The 21,975-nt window shown below is 40.2% G+C and carries 18 protein-coding genes and 1 pseudogene; 11 read left to right on the forward strand and 8 right to left on the reverse strand.

What is annotated here, in order from left to right:
- Nucleotides 1-516 precede the first annotated feature (516 nt).
- The 7 genes from BABA_RS18965 to BABA_RS18995 all read left to right on the forward strand — a co-directional run bounded on the left by BABA_RS18965 (nt 517) and on the right by BABA_RS18995 (nt 10,572).
- Nucleotides 517-1,755 carry an ABC transporter substrate-binding protein gene (locus BABA_RS18965; protein ID WP_007086848.1) on the forward strand — a complete coding sequence of 413 codons (1,239 nt, stop codon included), beginning with the start codon at nt 517-519 and terminating at the stop codon, nt 1,753-1,755.
- A 279-nt stretch (nt 1,756-2,034) separates the two neighbouring features.
- Nucleotides 2,035-2,961, forward strand: a complete 927-nt coding sequence (locus tag BABA_RS18970) for a carbohydrate ABC transporter permease (protein WP_007086849.1) — start codon at nt 2,035-2,037, stop codon at nt 2,959-2,961.
- The gene (locus BABA_RS18975) at nt 2,958-3,779 is read left to right on the forward strand and encodes a carbohydrate ABC transporter permease (RefSeq protein ID WP_007086850.1); all 822 of its coding nucleotides are present in this window, start codon (nt 2,958-2,960) and stop codon (nt 3,777-3,779) included. The genes BABA_RS18970 and BABA_RS18975 overlap by 4 nt, the downstream gene beginning before the upstream one ends.
- Nucleotides 3,780-3,818: 39 nt before the next feature.
- Entirely contained in the window at nt 3,819-6,878 is a 3,060-nt protein-coding gene (locus tag BABA_RS18980) for a glycoside hydrolase family 2 TIM barrel-domain containing protein (RefSeq protein WP_007086851.1), read from the forward strand.
- Between the two features lie 61 nt (nt 6,879-6,939).
- Complete coding sequence (locus tag BABA_RS18985; RefSeq protein WP_007086852.1) at nt 6,940-8,604, forward strand: amylo-alpha-1,6-glucosidase; 1,665 nt, start codon at nt 6,940-6,942, stop codon at nt 8,602-8,604.
- Nucleotides 8,605-8,616: 12 nt separating this feature from the next.
- Nucleotides 8,617-9,498: a DMT family transporter gene (locus tag BABA_RS18990; RefSeq protein ID WP_007086853.1), complete on the forward strand. Its 882-nt coding sequence runs from the start codon at nt 8,617-8,619 to the stop codon at nt 9,496-9,498.
- 75 nt (nt 9,499-9,573) lie between these two features.
- Complete coding sequence (locus BABA_RS18995) at nt 9,574-10,572, forward strand: LacI family DNA-binding transcriptional regulator (protein WP_007086854.1); 999 nt, start codon at nt 9,574-9,576, stop codon at nt 10,570-10,572.
- 241 nt (nt 10,573-10,813) lie between these two features.
- Here BABA_RS18995 and BABA_RS19000 read toward each other — a convergent pair whose 3' ends face one another.
- From BABA_RS19000 to BABA_RS19010, 3 genes are read right to left on the reverse strand one after another with little or no spacing between them, the layout of a single operon-like run.
- The gene (locus BABA_RS19000; protein ID WP_007086855.1) at nt 10,814-12,211 is read right to left on the reverse strand and encodes an amino acid permease; all 1,398 of its coding nucleotides are present in this window, start codon (nt 12,209-12,211) and stop codon (nt 10,814-10,816) included.
- Nucleotides 12,208-12,813 carry a YitT family protein gene (locus BABA_RS19005; protein WP_007086856.1) on the reverse strand — a complete coding sequence of 202 codons (606 nt, stop codon included), beginning with the start codon at nt 12,811-12,813 and terminating at the stop codon, nt 12,208-12,210. Before BABA_RS19005 ends, BABA_RS19000 begins: the two co-directional genes overlap by 4 nt.
- Entirely contained in the window at nt 12,794-13,936 is a 1,143-nt protein-coding gene (locus BABA_RS19010; protein ID WP_007086857.1) for an aminotransferase class V-fold PLP-dependent enzyme, read from the reverse strand. The genes BABA_RS19005 and BABA_RS19010 overlap by 20 nt, the downstream gene beginning before the upstream one ends.
- Before the next feature lie 65 nt (nt 13,937-14,001).
- On the opposite strand from BABA_RS19010, the gene BABA_RS19015 reads away from it, so the two are divergent.
- From BABA_RS19015 to BABA_RS19025, 3 genes are all read left to right on the forward strand, one after another.
- Nucleotides 14,002-14,679 carry a Crp/Fnr family transcriptional regulator gene (locus tag BABA_RS19015; protein ID WP_007086858.1) on the forward strand — a complete coding sequence of 226 codons (678 nt, stop codon included), beginning with the start codon at nt 14,002-14,004 and terminating at the stop codon, nt 14,677-14,679.
- Nucleotides 14,680-15,478: 799 nt separating this feature from the next.
- On the forward strand, nt 15,479-15,697 hold the full coding sequence (locus BABA_RS19020; RefSeq protein WP_007086859.1) for a hypothetical protein: 219 nt from the start codon (nt 15,479-15,481) through the stop codon (nt 15,695-15,697).
- Entirely contained in the window at nt 15,690-16,115 is a 426-nt protein-coding gene (locus BABA_RS19025; RefSeq protein ID WP_007086860.1) for a hypothetical protein, read from the forward strand. The genes BABA_RS19020 and BABA_RS19025 overlap by 8 nt, the downstream gene beginning before the upstream one ends.
- Before the next feature lie 75 nt (nt 16,116-16,190).
- Here BABA_RS19025 and BABA_RS19030 read toward each other — a convergent pair whose 3' ends face one another.
- The 4 genes and pseudogenes from BABA_RS19030 to BABA_RS27400 form a co-directional block, all read right to left on the reverse strand.
- The gene (locus tag BABA_RS19030) at nt 16,191-17,717 is read right to left on the reverse strand and encodes an APC family permease (RefSeq protein ID WP_007086861.1); all 1,527 of its coding nucleotides are present in this window, start codon (nt 17,715-17,717) and stop codon (nt 16,191-16,193) included.
- A 592-nt stretch (nt 17,718-18,309) separates the two neighbouring features.
- The gene (locus tag BABA_RS19035) at nt 18,310-18,771 is read right to left on the reverse strand and encodes a staygreen family protein (protein WP_007086862.1); all 462 of its coding nucleotides are present in this window, start codon (nt 18,769-18,771) and stop codon (nt 18,310-18,312) included.
- A 20-nt stretch (nt 18,772-18,791) separates the two neighbouring features.
- Nucleotides 18,792-19,337 (reverse strand): annotated as a pseudogene (locus tag BABA_RS28175) (HXXEE domain-containing protein).
- 595 nt (nt 19,338-19,932) lie between these two features.
- Nucleotides 19,933-20,100, reverse strand: a complete 168-nt coding sequence (locus tag BABA_RS27400; protein ID WP_157273228.1) for a hypothetical protein — start codon at nt 20,098-20,100, stop codon at nt 19,933-19,935.
- Nucleotides 20,101-20,389: 289 nt separating this feature from the next.
- Here BABA_RS27400 and BABA_RS19045 point away from each other — a divergent pair, with 289 nt between their 5' ends.
- Nucleotides 20,390-21,229, forward strand: a complete 840-nt coding sequence (locus BABA_RS19045) for a YitT family protein (RefSeq protein ID WP_007086864.1) — start codon at nt 20,390-20,392, stop codon at nt 21,227-21,229.
- Between the two features lie 271 nt (nt 21,230-21,500).
- Here BABA_RS19045 and BABA_RS19050 read toward each other — a convergent pair whose 3' ends face one another.
- Nucleotides 21,501-21,965 (reverse strand): hypothetical protein, encoded by a 465-nt coding sequence (locus tag BABA_RS19050; protein WP_007086865.1) that lies wholly within the window; start codon nt 21,963-21,965, stop codon nt 21,501-21,503.
- Nucleotides 21,966-21,975 lie beyond the last annotated feature (10 nt).

The following is a 21,975-nucleotide window of genomic DNA, read 5'->3' on the forward strand; positions in this document are numbered from 1 at the left end:
AGCCGATGAAGGACAAAACTCCAAAAATCCTGAGCAAAATGGTCTTCATCAAGTCATCGAAGGCGAGTTATTCACACTTGGAGGAAAGACGAAATAGGCTGTTGGAATAAGAATTAAAGACAAAATATAGGTTCCTTTCGCTAGAAATGTCTTTAAGAGCACTTTTTAAAGACAAAATGCATGTTCCTTTCGCCAGAAATGTCTTTAAGAGCACTTATTAAAGACAAAATGCATGTTCCTTTCGCCAGAAATGTCTTTAAGAGCACTTTTTAAAGACAAAAGACATCACAACTCATGCACAAATCCTCCTATTTTACTAAATAAATCCACTATCTTATTAGTCTTTTACCACAACAAACCTTTCATTCAATCCTTTTCTAAAAGTTGAAAACCCTACCAAAGCATAATTTTCCAGATTCTCACCGATATAATTTTAGTAAAAATACATATAAAACCGTTTACATTTAGTAAAATTCAGAATATAATGGGGATGTCATAAAAAATGGAGGTCATACGATGAAGCTAGTAAACTTTAAATCTATTTTCGTTTTATTTATTGCTGCCATGTTACTCTTAGCAGGTTGTAGTTCCTCATCTAGTAAAAAAAGTGATACTGCGAAAGATGGGAAAGTAAAACTGCGCTTTGCCACTTGGGATGTTGGAAGCGATGTTGACTTACAGCAAAAGATGATTGACAAATTTAATAAATCTCACGATAACATCGAAGTTACTTTAGAGGCTTATGGAAGTGAATATGATACAAAAATTACTGCTGGTATGGGGGCAAAGGATGCTCCAGACATTATGTATATGTGGAACTACCCGCAATACAAGGATGCATTAGAGCCACTAGATTCTTACATTAAAAAAGAAGGCGCTGAGTACAAAGACAATTTCTATGAAACTCTTTGGAACTATAACTCCGCAGATGGAAACGTCCTTGGATTACCAGTTGGATACACAACACATGTTGTTTACTACAACAAAGCATTGTTTGATAAAGCAGGTGTTGAATATCCAAAAGCAGGATGGACGTGGGATGACCTTCAAGCAGCTGCTAAGAAACTAACAAATAAGGAATCAAAAGTAACTGGATTTGCCTTTCCAGGAAAACCTGACCCATATGATTTCGAAATGTTCCTTTGGGGTAACAACGCGGATTATATTGATAAAGAAGGTAACTTAAAAGGAAACCTTGATTCGAAAAAATCAATCGAAGTGTTTGACATGTTCCAAAACATGGCGAAACAAGGTATTGCCATCACTACCGAGGGTTCTGGAACAACAGAAATGAAATCAGGTAAAGTTGGAATGTTCGTATACGGAGCATGGGGGCTAACTCCTTTTAAAGAAGCTGGAATTGATTACGGTGTTGTAGAATTACCAACGTTTAAAAATGGGAAAAGCGTAAGTATTTTAAGTTCTTCAGGTATTTCCATTTCTAAAAACTCAAAACATAAAGAAGAAGCATTTGAATTTATAAAATTCTGGACAAACGAAGAAGCAAATAAAGAAAGAATTGGTTTCGAACTGCCAGTTTTAAAATCAGTAGTTAAAAGTGAAAATCTTGAGCAGGATGAAATGAAGAGTGTGTTCTATTCCATGCTTAAAAAGAGTGACGGATATACACCAGCATCCTTCATCGTTGATGACTGGAGCGAAGTATCTGACAAACTAAACGATGTTTTCGAATCTATTTTTAACCCGAGTACATTTATGGAACCAAAAGAAGCATTAAAGAGTGCTGCTAAGTAAAACTTTCATTTCTTCATAAGTTAAGAAAGTATAAAATTTTCAACTTCGAGAATTGTCTAGCTTCAGCGCCCTAGCGGCTAGCGTCCTTCGCTCTCCGCCCTACGATAAGTCAACATCGGTTCACTACGTTCACCGTGTTTCCTTTATCTCAGTTGGGGAGCTCTAGGCCGTACGCCGCTGACCAGGGCGCTTGCGCTTTTCTTAGGTGGTAAAGCACTTTGCAACTAGCTACTAAAGTGCTTTACCTTATTTTCTTATTCTGACTAAGGGGTCATCTTCATGAAATCGAATAAATCGAATAGCTATCAGCTAGTAAGTAGGAAAGTACCCTATTTATTTATATCACCGTGGATTATTGGATTTTTGGTGTTTACCTTAGGGCCATTGGCTTTTTCATTAGTGATGAGCTTCTATAATTGGCCGATTACAAGTGCACCAACCTTTGTGGGAATCGAAAACTATAAAACGATGTTCACTGGCGACCCACAATTCTATAAATCTTTAGCTATTACCTTTAAGTTTGCTGCCATTTTTGTACCGTTAAACTTAGTTAGTGCCTTAATCCTAGCACTCCTCATTACGCAGCCATTAAAAGGAATGAAATTTTTCCGTACCATTTTCTATTTACCTGCGGTTGTTTCTGGAGTTGCCATTTCAATTATTTGGGGCTGGATTTTCAACTCTCAATACGGGATTTTAAACTATTTACTATCATTCATTGGCATTGAAGGACCAAAATGGCTTGTGGATCCGAAATGGGCGATTCTTACCATTGTCATTGCGAGTGCCTGGGGTGTCGGAACGATGATGCTGATTTTTTATACAGATATTAAGGGAATTCCACCAGAATTATATGAAGCAGCGGCGATTGATGGCGCTGGTCCATTTCGTCAGTTCTTCAGCATTACCATTCCAAGTATTACACCAACGATTCTATTTAACGTCATTACATCGGTCATTGGAGCCTTGCAGCAGTTAGCATTAGTGTTACTTTTAACCGGCGGCGGTCCATTAAAATCAACCTATTTCTACGGAATATATGTGTTTAATAACGCGTTTAAACACCAAAAATTAGGATATGCAAGTGCAAACGCGTGGTTTATGTTCATCGTCATCCTCATCTTAACGATGTTCATCTTCAAATCATCATCTACATGGGTATTTTACGAAAATGAAGTGAAAAAAGAAGGGAAGAAGAAAAAATGAGGATGTCAAAAAAACATAAAATCATCATGTACAGCCTTCTTGGGTTATTTACCCTTTACTTCTTACTACCATTTGTATGGGTAATCCTTTCAGCATTAAAAACAGAGTCAGAAGTGTTTAGTTTCCCACCAAAGATTTTTCCACATGTACCACAATGGGGGAACTTTATTGATGCGTGGAACAGCCAGCCGTTCGGCACTTATTTTATTAACTCCGTTATTGTAACGGTGATGACGACGCTGGGTCAGCTGATTTCATGTTCATTAGTTGCATACGGATTTGCACGATATGATTTCAAATTTAAAAATGGACTTTTCGTCCTATTGCTTGCAACGATGATGATTCCTTGGGACGTAACGATGATTCCGTTATATATGGAATTCAATTTATTCGGGTGGATTAATACCTTGAAACCATTAATTGTCCCGGCGTTTTTTGGATCAGCCTATTATATCTTTTTATTACGGCAATTCCTGATGAATATACCAAAGGATCTTGAAAATGCGGCGAGAATTGATGGGGCAAACGAATTTCAGATTTTCTTTAAGATCTTCGTGCCGATTATGAAAGCACCACTTATCCTAATCGCGGTATTAAATATTTTATTAGTCTGGAACGACTACCTTGGTCCATTAATTTACCTTCAAGATCAATCGAAATATACATTAGCACTAGGACTTGCAGCATTTAAAGGGGTTCATGATCTGCAAATCTTACCGATTATGTCAATCACATTAGTCATGATTATCCCACCTGTTCTTGTGTTCCTAATTGCACAGAAGTATATTGTCGAAGGAATCAGTGGTTCCATAAAGTAAGAAAGACAATCAACATAGAGTCATCGGAGGAAAATTACTATGCGACGAGAGATGAAAAGATGGGAGAACATTCACCTAACGGGAATCAACAGACTCCCTGCCCATACCGATTTTTACAGATATGAAACGAGAGAGAACGCAAACACATTTAATCGTGAAAAAAGTATTGGATATACATCACTAGACGGCATGTGGAAGTTCCTGTTTGTTGACGCACCAGAACTTTCACCAAAAGGATTTGAAGCGGAGCACTTCCCAGTTGAAGGATTAGATGATATCGAGGTTCCGTCTAGTTGGCAGATTAAGGGCTACGGAAACATGCATTATACGGACGTTTTATACCCTTTTGCCATTAACCCGCCGTTTGTCCCACAAGAAAATCCAACCGGGATTTATTTTAGAGATATCGAGGTTTCCGACCTAACTGGCGAACAAGCACTTATCTTAAAATTCAATGGAGTCGACTCTGCTTTCGATTTATATGTGAACGGAAAACATGTCGGCTTCAGCAAGGTGTCAAGATTACCGTCTGAATTTGATATTACAGACTATGTAAGACAAGGAAGTAACCGTCTCACGGTTCGGGTTTATCAATTTTCTGATGGCACGTACCTTGAGGACCAAGATATGTGGTGGCTATCTGGAATATTTAGAAGTGTAGAGCTCTATAAAATCAACAAAGATGCCCTACAGGATCTCTATGTGGAGACACTTCCTGATGAAAACTATGAACACTTCACATTAAAAATGGACGGAATGTTTTTAACCAGCCATGTAAAAGATGTAGTCGCTACTCTTACCTTTCAAGGCGAAAAAGTAGATGAATTTGAAATTGAAGTGATCGATGGCAAATTCGAGATCAGTAGAGTGGTCGAACATCCACTTCTATGGAATGCCGAAGAGCCAAATCTCTATCATCTCGTCTTTGAATATGGTTTACCAAACGGTCAACAGGAAGTCGTGCCCCTTCGCATTGGTTTCCGTGCCATTGAAGTCATCGATAACGAAATTCGTGTCAACGGTAAACGGATTTTCTTTAACGGTGTGAACCGTCACGACTCGCATCCGAAGACTGGTCGAACCGTAAGCTATGAGGATATGCTTCAAGATATTAAAATGATGAAACAGCACAATATCAACGCGGTACGTACAGCGCACTATCCAAATAATGATGTATTCTATGATTTATGTGATGAGTACGGCCTCTATGTGATTGATGAAGCAGACCTTGAGTGTCACGGCTTTGAAAACACGGGTAACTACAATTGGATTTCTGATAATGAGCTATGGGAACAACAATATGTAGACCGTGCCGTAAGAATGGTGAAAAGGGATCGCAACCATCCAAGTGTGATCATGTGGTCACTAGGAAACGAGTCAGGTGCTGGACGTAACTTCACGGCCATGTACAACGCAATCAAAGCACTCGACTCTACTAGATTGGTCCATTACGAGGGGGACAGAGTTGCAGCCTATAGTGATATTTATACAACCATGTACACTCGCCTAAAACCGCTTGAAGAGATTGGTAAAGATACAGAAGGCAAGAAGCCTCATATCTTATGTGAATATGGCCACGCCATGGGGAACGGCCCTGGCGGCTTGACGGATTACCAACAAGTAATGAGGAAGTATCCTAGATTACAAGGTGGTTTCATCTGGGAATGGTGTGACCATGGAATCGAAACGACAAACGAAAATGGGGAAACCTATTATTTATATGGCGGTGATTACGGGGATTTCCCTACAAATGGAAACTTCTGTATTGACGGGCTTGTGTTCCCGGATCGAACGCCATCACCAGGACTTTTAGAATACAAAAAGGTCATCGAGCCGATTGTAACGGAAATCGTAAACCTGGACGAAGGAAAAATTCGCTTGAAGAACCTGTATGATTTTAGAAATTTAAGCGGAACCCTTCTTCATATTGAAGTAAAATCTTTTGGTACACTTATAGAGGAAAAAGAAATAAAGCTTCCAAGCATCCAGCCGCATGAAGAAGCAGAAATGATTTTACCAATCAATTTGGAAAATGCCGCTCAGTATGACGATGTTCGCATCTACCTGAGCTACCGAGAAGCTGAAGACACTCTCTATGCTGAAAAAGGTCATGAGATCACAAAGGAAAGCTTCTTATTAGAATCGACAAAAGTTGAAAAAGTAGTGAAAATGGTTGCTTCAACGGGATCCAATTTCATGATTGAGGAAGATGGCGCCCAGCTTACCATTGAAAACGATCAGTTTAAGGCTATCTTCTCAAACGTGTTCGGAACATTAGTGTCCTTCGAATCTGAAGGAGAAGAAATCATCAACAAAGGACCTGAAGTTACCCTTTGGAGAGCGATTATTGACAATGATATGTATAAAAAGGATGACTGGGTGAACAAGTACTTCCTAAAAAATACAAAAGAACAGCTAGGCGAAGTTTCTTACGAAATGGCAGAGGATCATGTCGATGTCGTCATCACGAAATACCTATCTACGGTGAATCAAGCATGGGGCTTCCACCTAACGTACAACTACCGTATGACGAAGAATGGTGCCCTACATGTTGACCTGAAAGGTGAAAAAGTCCTACGTGGTCATGAAATACCGGAAATGCTGCCGCGAATCGGGATCACCTTGCACCTTAATCAGGATTACAACCATGTTACTTGGTATGGCCGGGGAGATTCCGAATCCTATCAAGATACAAAGCGCAGCCAGCCAATAGGCCTTTACAGCAAGACCGTTCAAGAAATGCATACTGATTATGTGTATCCGCAGGAAAATGGTTCACGCTGTGATACTTCCTTCCTTGCGCTTGCAAAAGGTGATCATGAGTACCTGATCAATTTTAAAGAAGAGTATGACTTTACGATTCATGACTATGAAACCAGTGCTCTTGAAGAGGCAAAACACCGCGGTCATATTGATAAGTCACCATTCAATGTGTTGACGATCGATTACAAACAAAGCGGCGTCGGAAGCAATAGCTGTGGTGAGGAACAGCTTCCTCCCTATCGAACCGTGATTGAGGACTTCCACCTTCAATTTGAACTAAGAAAAGTTCAGAAGGATCTTCTAGTAGAAGAAAGTAAATTCTTTACAGCACGTTAAGAGATAAGCAGGGGAAACCCTGCTTATTATATAGAAAGCGTATAAAGGAGAAATAAAGTCTATGAAATTAGATATAAGTGAAATTCCTTTTTCCAGATTCGGTTCTTACTTTTGCGTATCGCAGGAAAAAGATTCAGGGGAAATTTATATACGAGATGTTCATGGCGGGGATGACGCCCCATCAAAGCTTTTTAAGCTTGATCTGTTACAGGATGGAGTGGAAAAAAAGTTTGACATCCTTGCAACTGAAACGTCCCTCCGCTTTTATCTAGTAGAGGATTTAGAGAAATATGCAGAAATCATCATCCCGGAAGAGGACGAGCTTCAACTTGAAACAAAGGGTGTCGAGGTCCGCCTGCAAGCAAGCAAAGTGAAGTACGACACCTTACACGAATATGAGGATGGGATGTATGAATACCACATCTATCCAAAGGAACTAAAACTGATGATTAGCAAGCTGTCCGGTGAGATGTCTGTTCATGCTCCTTGGAACGTGATTGGCAATGATTTTATCGATATACGCATGAAGGATGGTCACTTTGTGATGGAGAGCTACCGTACTGTTTTTAAGCCAAAGAAATATGGAAGCTTTGAAGCGGGAAAAGAAAAGGTGGAGAAACTCTATCAGGAGTGGCTAGAAAATAGTACCGAGAAGAATGAAGTCTATGAGGCTTCCATTGACCGTGCTGCCTATATTACTTGGTCAAGTATCGTTCATCCGGATGGCCTCTTAAAAAATTACGCGATGTATATGTCAAAGCTATGGATGTATAATATCTGGTCTTGGGACAACTGTTTTAATGCGCTGCATCTTGGAGCGAACTATCCAGAGCTCGCCTATTCACAGCTAAAAATCTTCATCGATACACAGGATGAATCCGGGGCGTATCCGGATTTTGTGAATGATAAATTTGTTTCTTATAACTGTATTAAACCGCCAATTTTCAGCCTTATTTATGAAAAACTCATGAATATGAATGACTATTTTATGGAGGAAAAACGTCTAAGAGAGGTTTATGAATCGACAAAAAAAGTCATGAAGTATTTTGAATTATATAGAACCTATGAAGGCAGACTGCCGCATTATAAGCATGGCAATGACTCAGGCTGGGATAATGCGTCTTTATTTCACCGTGGAATGCCGGTGGAAGCACCGGATCTTGCAAGCTTTTTAATTCGAACACATGATATTTTAGCAAAATTTGCCGGCCTTCTTGGGGAAGAGGAAGAAGCGAAACAATTTACAGAAAAAGCGGATGATCTGTTTGATCTGTTAATGAAGCGACTTTATGACGAAAAAGGCTTCTTTGGCCGTGTGGGCAAGGACGCTGAAAAAATTGACATCCGCTCAAGCTTGATTTTACGATTGCCCGTTTTAATTGGGTATCGACTAGATCAAAAGGTGATGGATCAGCTTGTGGATGACCTTGTGGAAAACTTTGAAACGAAATACGGATTCGCAACCGAAATGCCATCAAGTCCATTTTATAAGGAGAATGGCTATTGGCTTGGCCCCATTTGGGCTCCTGTTACGTATCTTTTTGTTGATTCATTAAAAAGCTATGGCTACAGTGAGATTGGTGAGAAAATAAGAGAGAAATTTTTAAATCTTACACTTGCCGGCGGAATGGCGGAAAACTTCGACCCGCATAATGGAAAAGGGCTTGTTGATACCTCCTTTACGTGGACGTCAAGTGTCTTCCTAGAATTACTTGAAAATAAATAGGCGGCGGATTACATGAAGAAATATATCGGGGAAATAGGCCTTACCATTGTAGCTGTTATTTGGGGAAGCGGTTTTGTCGCAAGTGCGGTGTCACTTGATCATTTTACACCCTATCAAATTCTTGCGATCCGTTTCCTGATCGGTGTCATTTTGTTAGGGCTTGTCTTTTTTAAAAAACTAAAGAATATCAAAAAAAGTACGATTATGAAGGGTTCGATCATTGGCATCTTTTTATACTTGGCATTTGCCCTGCAAACGGTCGGCTTGGTCTATACCACACCATCGAAAAATGCCTTTTTAACCGCAGTGAATGTGGTGATCGTTCCGTTTATCGCCTTTTTTATTTTTAAACGAAAAATGGATAAGTTTGAGCTTCTTGGCGCAATGCTTGCTGTTACAGGTATTGGGGTGTTGTCATTGAGGCTCTCAGGAGGCGTCAATTTCGGGGACTTCCTTACGTTATTATGTGCGGTCGGATTCGCGTTCCATATTTTCTACACAGCACAGTTTGTAAAAGATGAAGATCCCGTCCTGTTAACAATCATTCAAATGGCAGTTGCTGCCGTTTTAGGTTTTATCGTTGTCCTGTTCAAGGGTGAAACGCATCTTACAGCAAGTTTTGAAGGGGTATCTGCCGTTCTGTACTTAGGCGTGTTCTCAACAACAATTGCCTTTTTACTGCAGACAGTCGCCCAGAAATTCACAACTGAGACAAATGCAGCCATCATTTTATCTACAGAAGCCTTCTGGGGAATGGTCTTCTCCGTCATCATTTTAAATGAAGAATTAACGGTAAAAATGATCGCTGGAGCAATCCTTATCCTCACAGCCATCATCATTTCAGAAACGAAACTAAAATTTCTGAAAAGGAAACGCTTCAAAGAAGCAACGTAGCCAATCGATTTTATTTTAAGAAAAGACATTAATTGTAATATAATAGAAGTATATAAGAAAAAGTGGGTATGAAAAATGGCGACGATTAAAGATATAGCAGATTTAGCACAGGTCTCCATGGCAACGGTTTCTCGGGTGTTAAATTATGATGAAACACTAAATGTGGCGCCTGAGACAAGAAAGCGAATTTTCGAAGCGGCTGAGGAACTTAACTATGTCATCACATCGAAAAATAAGAAGACAAAGAAGAAAGGGATTGTAGGGCTCTACTATTCCTATTCACTTGAAGAGGAATTGGTCGACACCTATTATCTCTCCATTCGGGTCGCGTTAGAAAAGAAACTCAAAGGTATGGGGATGGAAATTCTTAATGTCACCAATGACGACACAAAGAAAAATCTTTCTAAATTGGACGGAATCATCTGCCTTGGAACCTTTAAAAAAGCAGATATTGAATTAATCAAGAGCTTTGATAAGCCATCGGTGTTTGTGGATGCCAACCCAGATGAGAATTGTTTCGATGCTGTCGTCATTGATTTTAACTCAGCAACGAAAAATGCGCTCAACTATTTAGTTGACTTGGGTCATCAAAAGATCGGCTTTATCGGCGGAGTCGAAACCGATATGTATGGGAACCGTTTCAAGGATTTACGGCAGGACGTGTTTGAATCCTATCTTAAGGAAAAAGGTATCTTCAATGAGGATTTCGTCAAAATTGGCGGCTACAATCCAAAGGAAGGCTATCAGATTTTGAAGGAAATGCTTAGCCAAGATGAAAAGCCAACCGCTTTATTTGTAGCTAACGACTCTATTGCAGTCGGCTGCTACAAGGCGGCCTATGAACTAGGCGTAAACATTCCGGATGACCTCAGCATCGTTGGCTTTAACGACGTATCCTCCGCTCAATACATGATGCCACCGCTTACTACGGTGAAGCTGTACACAGAGATCATGGGAGAATCTGCAGTTGACTTACTGCTTGAGCGCATCGCAACAAAGCGTGAAATCTGTAAAAAACTAACCATTCATACCAAACTCATTTTAAGAGGCAGTGCGGCTAAGGTAAAAAAGTAAGGATGGAATCTAAATCCACGAGACAGAAAAGGCTCGTGGGTTTTTTGCGTTAATCAGGGGGACGGCTCTAGTGGCATTTAAGGAAAAAGGTTATAAAATCGTCCCGGTGGATTCCCTGTTTGTCTAGTGGCGGAATGGTCATCATGAGTGAAAAGTTGTTTAAAGCTGTAAAGAATGAAAGAAAAAATAAAGGGTTCAGTTTCCAGCTTGTGCCGGAGGCTGAACCCCATTTATTTGGATTTTAGGATTTTACTTGATTTTCGATTACTGCCGGCATTGTTTTTCGGCGTAGGAAGAAGATGATGCTCACGACGATGATAAAAGGCACTCCCACTATCCATGCGACTCGGAAGTCTGGGGAAAAGGCCATCGTAATTAGAATGGCACTTAATAAAATAATCCCAATCCACTGCAATAATGGAAACAAAGGTGCTTTTACTGGCAGTGGTTCCGGGTGATGCAAATGAACTGTCTTTCTAAAATTCAAGTGGCTTACTAGAATGATGATCCATACGAGAATCCCACCAAAAAGGGCAACCCCAAAAAGATAATTAAAAGCCATGGGACTAAAATAGGAAACTAGACTGGCAATCAAGACTCCTCCGCTAGACGCTAAGATCGCATTCACAGGGGTTCCCGTTTTGCTTAAATTCCCTAAAGCTTTGGGAGCGTAGCGGCCACGTGATAAGGAGAAAAGCATTCGTGATGTGAGATATAGATTTGTGTTCATACTTGATAACGCGGCTGTTAATACGACAAAGTTCATAATACCGGCTGCATACCGAATGCCAGAGTTTTCGAATACTTTTACAAACGGGCTCTGTTCCACTACTTGTGCACCGGCATGTGCCCAAGGGACGATGGCAAGAATAATTGCCAACGACAAGATATAGAAGAGGAATAATCGGATAATCATGGTTTTCATGGCTTTTGGAACGGCCTTTTGTGGGTTCTTTGACTCACCGGCGGTAACGGCAATAATTTCTACTCCATAAAAGGAGAAAATGGCCATCAGCACACCCATCCACACCCCTTTAAACCCATGTGGAAAGAAACCCTGGTTGTCTGTATAATGGCTAAAACCTACGGATTCAGAATGTCCAATTCCAAATACGACGGTGATTCCGAAAATGATAAAGAGAACAATGGCAACGACTTTAATCATAGCAAACCAATATTCAATCGTTCCAAAATTACCTACAGAACGGCTGTTTACATAGAGGATAATGGCGCCAAATCCCAGTGCCCACAGCCAAACAGGGATCGAAGGGAACCAATATTGCATATAAATTCCTACCGCTACAGCCTCACTCCCGATGGCAATCACTTGGGCGGCCCAATACGTATACCGAACTAAAAATCCTACCCAGGAATTAAGATACATTTCCGCATAGGTACCAAATGAGCCAGCTGTAGGGTGAACTACCGCCATTTCAGATAGACTGAACATCATGATCACAGCAATGCACGCAGTAATCACATAGCTAATAAGTACACCCGGACCTGCATAGCCAATCGCAATTCCACTTCCCATAAACAATCCAGTTCCTATTGCCCCACCAATGGCAATCATCGTTAGTTGTCGGTCAGTAAGGGCACGCTGCAACCCTTCTTCTTGCTTGATTAAATGATCCTTCATAAACTGGCCTCCTCATTTTTGTATCGTTGAAGTAAGGATATCGATGAATCCACGCTTTTTCCTGCAATGATAATGCTAATAAATGTAAGAACAGTATGATCAAATCCGTCTGTTAAAAAGGTTAAAAAAAGGACAAAGCCATTGACGACCATCATCGTTTTTCCAATCGTGATGAAGGGGAAATGCTTGGCAATCACGACGCTGGCAATATCGAGTCCACCGGTGGTTGCGCCCGCTTGAATCACGATGCCTATACCGATCCCAGAGAGAACCCCACCTAAAATACAACCGATTATGGGTGAAGGTAGGGTGGGGATTGTCGTTAAAATGGCTAAGAAGAGAGAGAGTGCCCCCATTCCAATTAAACTAAAGAGAGCAAAAGAGGAACCGATGGAACGGTATCCGATTAAAAATAAGGGAATATTGAGTACAAAATAGATTAGTCCTAAGGGAGAATGCAGGGCGTTCGCCACTATGACGGCAATTCCCCCTAATCCTGGTGCTGTAATCCCGTTTGGTTTTTGAAAAACATAGTAAGCAGCAGCTACAAGGAAGGTTCCTAGTAGAATCGCTGCTATTTTTTTACTTTGTAATAAGAGCATGGGCAATCGCCTCAATGGTTTGGACTATTTCTTCTTCTGTGTTGTAGAAATGTGGAGCAATTCTAAGCACATCATTACGGGCTGATACAATAATTCCTTGGGATTTCAAGTGACCTTCCAAAATGCCAGCATTTTTAACCCGTATGGCGGTATTACTTCCTTTTTGCTGAATATCTAACGGACTTGCGATCTCCAGTCCATGTTTTTGCGCCGTATCTATACAAACGCTAGATAGCTGTTCTAAATAGGTTTCGATTGGTTTGATGCCAATATCATTCAAGAGCGAAATTCCCGCATGTGCTGCATAGGCATTGATCATGGGCGGTGTACCTGTATCAAATCTCCGAGCACCATCCGCGTAGTCTAAAATTTGATTGGTAAAGGCAAAGGGATTTTGCCGGCTAAACCATCCGGTTGTCAGGGGTTCCAATTGATTTGCTAGTTCCTTTTTTATATACATAAAGGCGATTCCCGGAACTCCTAGTAAAAACTTCTGGGCTCCCGCAACAAGGGCATCGATATTGCTGTCTTTGACGTCAATCGGAACGCTTCCCGCAGACTGGTAGGCATCGACAAATAAGAAGGATCCTTTGCTATGTGCAAGGGAGGAAAGCGATTTCAAGTTTTGCTTGAAGCCGTTATAATAAGATACATGTGCGATGGACGTGACAAGCGTATTTGTATCAATTGCTTTTTCATAGGATTCAAATGGGATTGTATGATTCTCATCAGCAGGTAGAAAGGTTACTTGAGCATTTCTCTTTTTGTGAGAAAGCCAAACATGTCCAATGCATGGAAAATCAATATCTGTTGTCACTACTTTATTTCGATCGGATGTAAAGGAAAGTGCACTTGCGAATGCGGAGGCGGCGTCCGAAACACTAGATAATACAGCGATCTCTTCTGGATCTGCATTGATCAGTGCGGCAAATTCACTTTTTGCATCTTGAACCCGCTCCATCCAGCCGTTCCAATCCATGCCGTTTTCAGTCCAGCTTTCCAAGTAATGATTTATCGCATCTTTCACTGGTAAGCTGATCGCGCTTTGTGAACAACTGGATAAATGAATGGTATTCGTAAGTGTTGGGAAAAGTTTTCTTTGTTCTTTAAAAGGATGACTCATCGATTTTCTTCCTTTCTATAAAAATATCAATTTCAATTTCATTAGGTTAAAGGAGGCGTGTACAAATGAACTTATGGGTGGAACAAGGAAACTGGGACCCTGAACTTTTTAAGCAGCATGGAACGAAAAAATTCTACTCAAAGGGTACCTGCCTTTTTATGGAGCATCAGGCCATGTCGGATATTTATTTAATCCTAACTGGACGAGTAAGGGCGTACCTGTTATCCCCCTCTGGTGAAGAACGGCATTTGTTTGTATTAGGGTCGAATTCTATCATTGGTGAATGCAATGTTTGGTCTGGTGCAACTTATCCGTATTGTGCTGCTGCTTCAACAGACATAGAAGTCATTCGAATTCCCCATGCCCCATTCCGAGAAATTGTTAGAGGAACCCCAGGCCTATTTGAACGAGTGCTGCAATCCATGAGCCAAAAACAAAACGCCTTGCTTGTGCAAACACACCTAATGAGTTTTTCAAACATTGGAGAACGTGTCATGTTTGTGCTGGCGCAATTGGCTGAAACATATGGGGAAAGTTTGGGCGATGGTGTTTTGATCGCCATTCCCTTTACACATCAAGAACTTTCCCAGGTCGTTGGCTCCTCAAGAGTAAGCGTCTCCAATGTCATGCTTTATTTACAAGAAAAGGGCTTAATTAGTAAAATAAATAAACAATACCTGATTCACTCCATAAACGCCTTCAAACTTTTAACCTATGACAAGTTTAATTCTAAACACGATTGAATTCTGTAAAGTGTTTTACAAAACTTCCGAATTTAGCGAATATTGTGTAGTATAGGTAAGATGAACTTCAGTCGTGCAACGTGGTGACATTTTTCGACGCCTTTTATACTAGAAACCCTCTATTTATCTATGGTGAGGGGAGTTTAACTAATCGTTTGATTAGTATCAAAATGTACTACTTTTTGCTGATTATTAGTTTTTATAAGGTACTAGTGAAGATAGTGTCGAAGATTGAGAGCGATCTTCGACAGAAATTTTACCGACCCACAAGCCTGAGTAAGTTTTACATAAGGGTTTTGGCCATATTTAATCAAACGATTAATTAGTAAATTTCATGCTAATCAAATGTTTGATTGGATTTGCCGCTTTTGCTGTTAAAAGGGGGGGGGAAGTGACTTTTTGGATGAGAAGTTTGTCGAGAAGCGGTTTGGTAATAACGAGTGAAAAGTGTCAACTTACCGGGCGACACGTCTTGCGCAAAGGTTCGTGCTTCCTTATTATTTCTAAAATTGAATTCCTTCCGATATCACCCCCAAACATGCTGGTTTTCCAATAAAATATTATTTACGAATTCTTTTTTATGATTCTATAATTACAAAGCTTATGAAGGTAGAATTGAATAGTTATTAAGTTTACTAGGTGATTCAAGGGAACTTGTTCTTTTTATTTTCCAGTTTTGCTGTATTACGGAATCGTGATTAAGGGGTAATGTACGTGTTACGTGTGATGCTAATTGATGATGAAGAAGATGCACTTGATCTATTAGAAATATTATTGTATGGGAGGCTTTTATCTCCATTTGCCTGGTGATCAGAAACGGACACTATCATGGAAAACAAAAAAGGAGAAAGAAGTGTGTGCCTTTTTGGTTCATCATCTTGATAAACCTGTCGATACCGATAGTATCATTGAAGAATATAATTTTGAAACACCGGTAACAAAATGCCATCAAGTTGTTAGGACAAGGGGGAGCTGTACTCCAAATTCAAACGAACGATGTGAATATTTCGGTGCCTAACAAGTCTATTATGGACTTTGAGGAAGACTTGTATTTCCGTGTCGTTCCTGTTAAAGATGAAGCTCATCGACAATTGATTGAGGAACAAGCTGAGCAGGGACAAATCGTGAAGAATATTATCGAAGATCAAAATAAGGAAATTCAAGCACTAGGCCGTCCCATGGAAATTGAGACGAATATGCAAAATCACTTGGTTACAATTATGATGCCATTACCAACTGATGTTCAGCTAACGAATAAGATGCTTGAGAATCTAGCGATTTTTATTCAGCATAGCGATGGTACAAAAGAAGTACTTCCTGGGAAAATGGGCTTTTGTCCATTTACTGCTAAGAATTTCGGGGTTAGGCCCCCATGCAATCAAATACTGTACTTATGCAAAAAAATCGCACCTAATTATCCGTTTTTGAACGTATGAGCGGACAATCAGGTGCATTTAGACATTAGGGACAGACTCCAGGTTATTGATTGTTTCGTTAAATCAACTTGTAAATCATGACTTAAAAGATAGGTCATTGTGTTGATGTTTTTTCGGTATCGCATCATTATACGGCATATTGCTATGCCCGTAACTGTGATGAATCATCATATAGAGTAAGCCAATACCGACTACCACGACTCCTGAAACGAGCACGATATAGTTATCATACCAGGGCGCATCCGGTGTTCTTGGCCAACACATGTTGATCATGGCGACGATTCCGTAGATAAGTGCACCAATATTAACAGGCAATCCCCATTTGCCTAAATGGTATTTGCCACTTGGATTCCATCCTTTTAGTCTAGCCCGAAGTGCAGCAAGGACAACCATTTGAAAGCCAATATAAATGCCAAGTGATGCAAAACTGATGATCTTTGTGAGTGCATCCTCTGACACTTTTGAGCCAAGAACAATGATCGCTGGAATAATAGCGGCTAGAAGCAATGCATATGGTGGAATGTGACGAGCAGATGAGAACTTTTTTAAGAGTTGACTTCCTATAATCATGTCATCACGGCCATATGAATAGGCAAGTCTACTGGCTGCAGCCTGTAAACTTATGGCACATGAAAGGAAAGAAATCAAAACAATCCCTAGTACAACCTTTGCACCCACAGTACCAAACGCATTTGTTAAAATGGTATCAACTGGAGTCACGTCTTTACTGGCGATCACTGCTGGAATATCAGCAACGGAAAGGACTAAAGCAAGGGTAACAAAAACGGCGGCAGCACCTCCAATATAAATCGTCCTCCGCATGGCCTTTGGGATCAGTCCACCTGGATTGGGTACTTCCTCTGCCACATCCCCACATGCTTCGAACCCGAAATAGAGAAAGGTTCCAATTAAACTAGCGGCAGCAAAAGCGTAAAAGTAGCTATGGCTACCCGCGGCGTCAAAAGAATCAAAGAGAACACTTAGACCATGATGTCTTTGTGTTAGTAGCAGCCAAAAACCAACGGCAAGTGCACCAATAATCTCAGCCGTAAATCCAATTAATGCAGCGGCTGCGAGAACCTTCGTGCCAAGAAAATTGATGATGGTCGATAGGACTAGAATACCGATTGCGCAATGAATGGTTGAGTTCACTGATACGTCAAAACCTAAAACCTGTGCCAGAAAAGGCCCAGCTCCATATACCACACTGGCAATCGTGACAAACAAAGCAATTAAATAAACCCAGCCGGTCATCCACGCATACTTGCGTCCCCATAATCTTCGGGCCCAAGGATACACACCACCTGCAACAGGGAATTGTGCAACCACCTCACTAAAGACAAGTGCGACTAGAAGCTGTCCGAGACCACAGATGATCAGACCCCAAATCATGGGCGGGCCGCCTTGCGCAAGTGCGTAAGCAAATAATGTGTACACGCCTACTACAGGGGAAAGATAGGTGAACCCAAGGGAAAAGTTTGCCCATGGACTCATGTCACGGCGAAATTCAGATTCATAGCCAAGCGCCGCCAGTTGTGAAGCATCACTATCAACATGTTCTACTGTAGATCCACCCATTGTCTTGGTTTGATTTTCTTGCATATTTGAGCCTCCTTAAAATAGTAGATATATTCTTATATGCAAGTACCATACCAATCCGAAATTGTGGTAATATTCAGCAAATTGAACCTAGATAGATAGAGAGTAATATTCAATTTTGAATATCCTATTCACTAATGAATTAACTTTACGTTTTTCCCCTGGTTTAGTCTTATTTGGTGTGTTAGAAGAAATGCCGCTGTAAATCTGGGTGGCACTTTTCGACGCGCTTTATAATAGAAACTCCCTGTTTATCGGTGGTGGGGAAGTTTTAATCAATCGTTTGTTTAGTATCATAACGTGCCAACTTTTGTAGGTTACTAGTTTTTATAAGTTACTATTGAAGGTAATTGTAGAAGATGGAGACCTTCTATCGACAGTAAATTTCCGATAAATTGCCCTGAGTTCTTTCTGCATAAGGGTTTTGACCACATTTAATCAAACGATTAGCTAGTAAATTTCTTGCTAATCAAACAGTTGAATGGATTTGCTGCTTTTGTTGGTAAAGAGGGGGTTAAGTGGTTTTTGAGGGACGAAATTTGGCGGGAGGAGGGTTGGTGTTAACGAGTGAAAAGCGGTTCGGTTTCACTCGTTTTTATTTAGGCTGTATATATTTTCGAGGAGTTCCGTAGTAAAGTACCTGATGAAATGGTGAATAGGTGGATTCGAAATGAAGATAGACGGGAGAATCCAGTAGCTGTGAGTAGTTGTTGAAAAAGGCGCGATCACCATAAAAGATAGCTGTTAAGGCAAGTGGGGCTTCACGCTGGAAGATCATGAAGCGCTTTTTAGCTGCCTGTTCATCATACTCCCCTCCGCTTACATAGACATGGGCCACCAAAGTAAATTGATCCTGTTGCTGGGTCCATTCTGCTAAAACCTCATCACGCATATCTACATTAATAGCGGTCAGGTTATAGTAAGGGCCAATGGTCAAAAATAAATGACCCGTTGTATCAGAATGTGTCAAGGTATACTTCCGACCACTAACAGGCAGTCTCTCGTTGGCTGAGGGTAAAAATGTAGTATGGAGCTTTGAAGATTGAAACTGGCTCATCTTAATCACCCTTTCATAAATCAGTTAAATTTCCGACCTAATAGATTTCCTAATAGAAAAATGGGTACCATTAACAGGCTAAAGGGAATACTCTTCCCCAGTAAATGTCCATCGATGAAACCTCCTTTAAACAAGAGGCAATACATGAGTAGAGAATAGGGAATCATGAGGCCTATCGCCGTTATCACACCCGGTGTATAGCCCTTAAGTACGATGGTTTGCCCAATATGTGAAAAGGCCTGTAGGAAGAATAGGTTCAGAATTGCCGTATAGAGCAGAAAGTTTGCCTTCCCGATTGGAAGCAGGCAGGCGGTCATCGGGGTAATCAGGGAAATGAACAGTAAGATTCATGCCATACTAATAGAAAGCTGGGGGGAAGTCGCACCCAACTTTTTTTTTATGGTTAAGGTCATTTTACCGAGAAAAGTGGGTGGAACGTTATGTTTGTGCTTTCTTAGAAAATTCTCAATGGTGATGATCTCCTCTAAGGCATGAAACATGAATGTGATAGGGAACAACCAAATGATAATTTCAAGATAGAGAGGTTCATGGACTATCGCCGGCATCTTTTTCCTCCTCGGTTGGGGTATGTGAGCATGTCTACTTACTACATGATATGCTATAAATTGGTGGGGCAGACCTCCACAAAGCTAATCTTTAGGGTGATGAGTTAGAAGAGATCTCGTTGTGTATCGGGGTAGCCTATTTCGACATGTTTTATAATAGAAACTCTCTATTTATCGGTGCTGGGGGTAGTTTTAATCAATCGTTTGATTAGTATCAAAACGTGTCCATTTTTGTAGGTTCATCGTTTTTATAAGTTACTATTGATGATCTTTGTCGAAGAGTGGGACCTTCCATCGACAGAATTTTTCTAGGGAACTGGCTTAAATACGTGAAACATAAGGGTTTTGCCCACATTTAATCAAACGATTCATTAGGTCATTTCGTGTTAATCAAATGTTTGATTGGATGTGCTGTTTTTGCTGTTAAAAGAGAAGGTTGAGTGATTTTTTAGGTGCGAGGTTTGTCGAAAGGCGGTTTGGTCATAACGAGTGAAAAGGGGCTCGGCAGCGCTGCTTATTGAGGAACCAAGTAGTCTTCCAAGCGGACATTATAGCAACAAAAAAACAGCTTCAACTGGAAGCTGTTTTACATTTATTAGATGGCTTGTTTCAAATGTTCCTTATTTCCGGCCATGTGTTTAAGTGTTGATTGTAGGTCAGCTAAATCCTGTGCATCAATTTCTTCAATTCCATCGAATATAGAAATGGTTAAATACGTACAAATGACAAAAACAGTGATGACAGTAAACCAAGCAACAAACATTTTATGGTCCCCCTTGTTTAAAAACTTACACTCATTTTAATTGATTTTTTTAAAATTAAATGTGATTTATGTCACAAAAAACAGGATAAATATTGACTACTTTTTCCCAAATAAACAAGCGGATAAAACGGCTATATATGTAGGGGTGTTGCCTATGAATCTTGCGCTTTTCTTCCATAGTCCTGTGGACATTGGCTTCAAGTCATTTATCAAAGTGTATTGTACGATGCAAATGTTCCGCGCTATAATGATGTGAGTTTGTGCTTAAGAAATTATTGTGAGGTAGTATATGAAAAAAACAACCAAAGATATTATTATTATCATAATTGGTGCATTTTTATTTGCGTTAGGTGTTAATGTGTTTGTTATTCCGAATGAACTTGGGGAAGGCGGGGTAACGGGGATCACGATTATTACCTACTATTTATTTGATTGGTCACCAGGTTTAATCAACTTAATTTTGAATGCCTTTTTGTTAATTGTCGGATATAAATTTTTGAATAAGGTCACAACGATTTATACGATTATTGCCGTCGTGTTTAATTCACTTTTTCTTCATCTGACAGAAGGCTGGACGATTGCTTCTGATGAGGTGATGGTGAATGCCATTTTTGGCGGAATTATCATAGGAGTTGGAATTGGCTTAATTATTCGGGTTGGCGGAACAACAGCCGGTACGACTATCTTAGCGCGGATTACTCATAAGTTTTTAGGCTGGAGTATTAGCTATGGTTTATTGTTTTTTGATTTAATCGTTGCAGGTTCATCTTATTTTATCATTGGCGCGGAAAAGCTGATGCTGACCATTATTATGTTGTATATAGGGACGAAAGTGATGGAATTTGTCATTGAAGGCTTGAATCCCAAGAAGGCGATTACGATTATTTCTGATAAACCAACTGACATTGCTGAACAGGTGACGACTTCTATGGACAGAGGGGTAACCGTGTACTCGGGTCATGGTTATTACACCAAAACCCCTAAGGAAATTCTTTATATTGTGATTAGTAAGCAGGAAGTCATCAAGTTGAAACGAATTGTTCAATCGACGGATCCGAATGCTTTCATTGCGATCCATGATGTTCGTGATGTATTCGGGGAAGGATTTATTGATATTTCGAAGTCATGAAGTAGGGGATGCTATTCATAGAAAATGTAAAAAGGCGGGAGATTATCTGCAAATTTCCCCGGCAATTATCGACAATGATTGTTAGCGATTCAGAGGTGGAATCTTTATAGATTCCTATTTTGCTACTGATTAATCATACGATTGGTTAGTAAAGCCTAAATGGAAATTCGTCGAAAGGGTGTCGATTAGTGAAAATAGAGGGTACGGAAAAGGCGGGGGCAGATCCCCGCTTAACCAAACCGCAATTTACTATCTTCATCGAACCTTCCTATTACTGAATGAGGATATTCCCTACATATTGAGCATTGCCTGCTGAATTAATAAATTCCACTTCCAGGACGTAACTTCCTTTACTCGTTGGGATCTGGAATTCTCCAGAATCATCTAATGCAAGTTCGATTTGTTTGTTATCTTTTAATAGGGCAACTGTTATCGTTGGGTCAGTCCAAATATCTCCGCCATTTTTTTCGTTCTCTTTAAATTCCAATGACACCTTCTGGCCTGAAAAAACCTTTATTTCATCCAGTGAGGATGCGAATTTTTCAATATCCTCTATCTTTTGTTTTACATCTTCACTTGCAGTGTTCCACCTGATATTAGCTTCTGTTAATTGTACAGATACAAGATCCAAATCTAAATGAGCAGTTGGCACCCCGACATCATAATCTTCACCAAAACAACCTGTTAAAGAAAAGACAAATAACAAGCCTATCATGAATTTGAAAAAATGGTTCATCTATCTTCAC

This window comes from Neobacillus bataviensis LMG 21833, assembly GCF_000307875.1.
Classification (GTDB): Bacteria; Bacillota; Bacilli; order Bacillales; family Cytobacillaceae; genus Neobacillus; species Neobacillus bataviensis.

What these genes read in the sequence shown, in the direction of transcription:
- BABA_RS18965 (WP_007086848.1), top strand. Translation starts at nt 517, where the DNA reads ATGAAGCTAGTAAACTTTAAATCTATTTTCGTTTTATTTATTGCTGCC.
- BABA_RS18970 (WP_007086849.1), top strand. Translation starts at nt 2,035, where the DNA reads ATGAAATCGAATAAATCGAATAGCTATCAGCTAGTAAGTAGGAAAGTA.
- BABA_RS18975 (WP_007086850.1), top strand. Translation starts at nt 2,958, where the DNA reads ATGAGGATGTCAAAAAAACATAAAATCATCATGTACAGCCTTCTTGGG.
- BABA_RS18980 (WP_007086851.1), top strand. Translation starts at nt 3,819, where the DNA reads ATGCGACGAGAGATGAAAAGATGGGAGAACATTCACCTAACGGGAATC.
- BABA_RS18985 (WP_007086852.1), top strand. Translation starts at nt 6,940, where the DNA reads ATGAAATTAGATATAAGTGAAATTCCTTTTTCCAGATTCGGTTCTTAC.
- BABA_RS18990 (WP_007086853.1), top strand. Translation starts at nt 8,617, where the DNA reads ATGAAGAAATATATCGGGGAAATAGGCCTTACCATTGTAGCTGTTATT.
- BABA_RS18995 (WP_007086854.1), top strand. Translation starts at nt 9,574, where the DNA reads ATGGCGACGATTAAAGATATAGCAGATTTAGCACAGGTCTCCATGGCA.
- BABA_RS19000 (WP_007086855.1), bottom strand. Translation starts at nt 12,211, where the DNA reads ATGAAGGATCATTTAATCAAGCAAGAAGAAGGGTTGCAGCGTGCCCTT.
- BABA_RS19005 (WP_007086856.1), bottom strand. Translation starts at nt 12,813, where the DNA reads ATGCTCTTATTACAAAGTAAAAAAATAGCAGCGATTCTACTAGGAACC.
- BABA_RS19010 (WP_007086857.1), bottom strand. Translation starts at nt 13,936, where the DNA reads ATGAGTCATCCTTTTAAAGAACAAAGAAAACTTTTCCCAACACTTACG.
- BABA_RS19015 (WP_007086858.1), top strand. Translation starts at nt 14,002, where the DNA reads ATGAACTTATGGGTGGAACAAGGAAACTGGGACCCTGAACTTTTTAAG.
- BABA_RS19030 (WP_007086861.1), bottom strand. Translation starts at nt 17,717, where the DNA reads ATGCAAGAAAATCAAACCAAGACAATGGGTGGATCTACAGTAGAACAT.
- BABA_RS19035 (WP_007086862.1), bottom strand. Translation starts at nt 18,771, where the DNA reads ATGAGCCAGTTTCAATCTTCAAAGCTCCATACTACATTTTTACCCTCA.
- BABA_RS27400 (WP_157273228.1), bottom strand. Translation starts at nt 20,100, where the DNA reads ATGTTTGTTGCTTGGTTTACTGTCATCACTGTTTTTGTCATTTGTACG.
- BABA_RS19045 (WP_007086864.1), top strand. Translation starts at nt 20,390, where the DNA reads ATGAAAAAAACAACCAAAGATATTATTATTATCATAATTGGTGCATTT.
- BABA_RS19050 (WP_007086865.1), bottom strand. Translation starts at nt 21,965, where the DNA reads ATGAACCATTTTTTCAAATTCATGATAGGCTTGTTATTTGTCTTTTCT.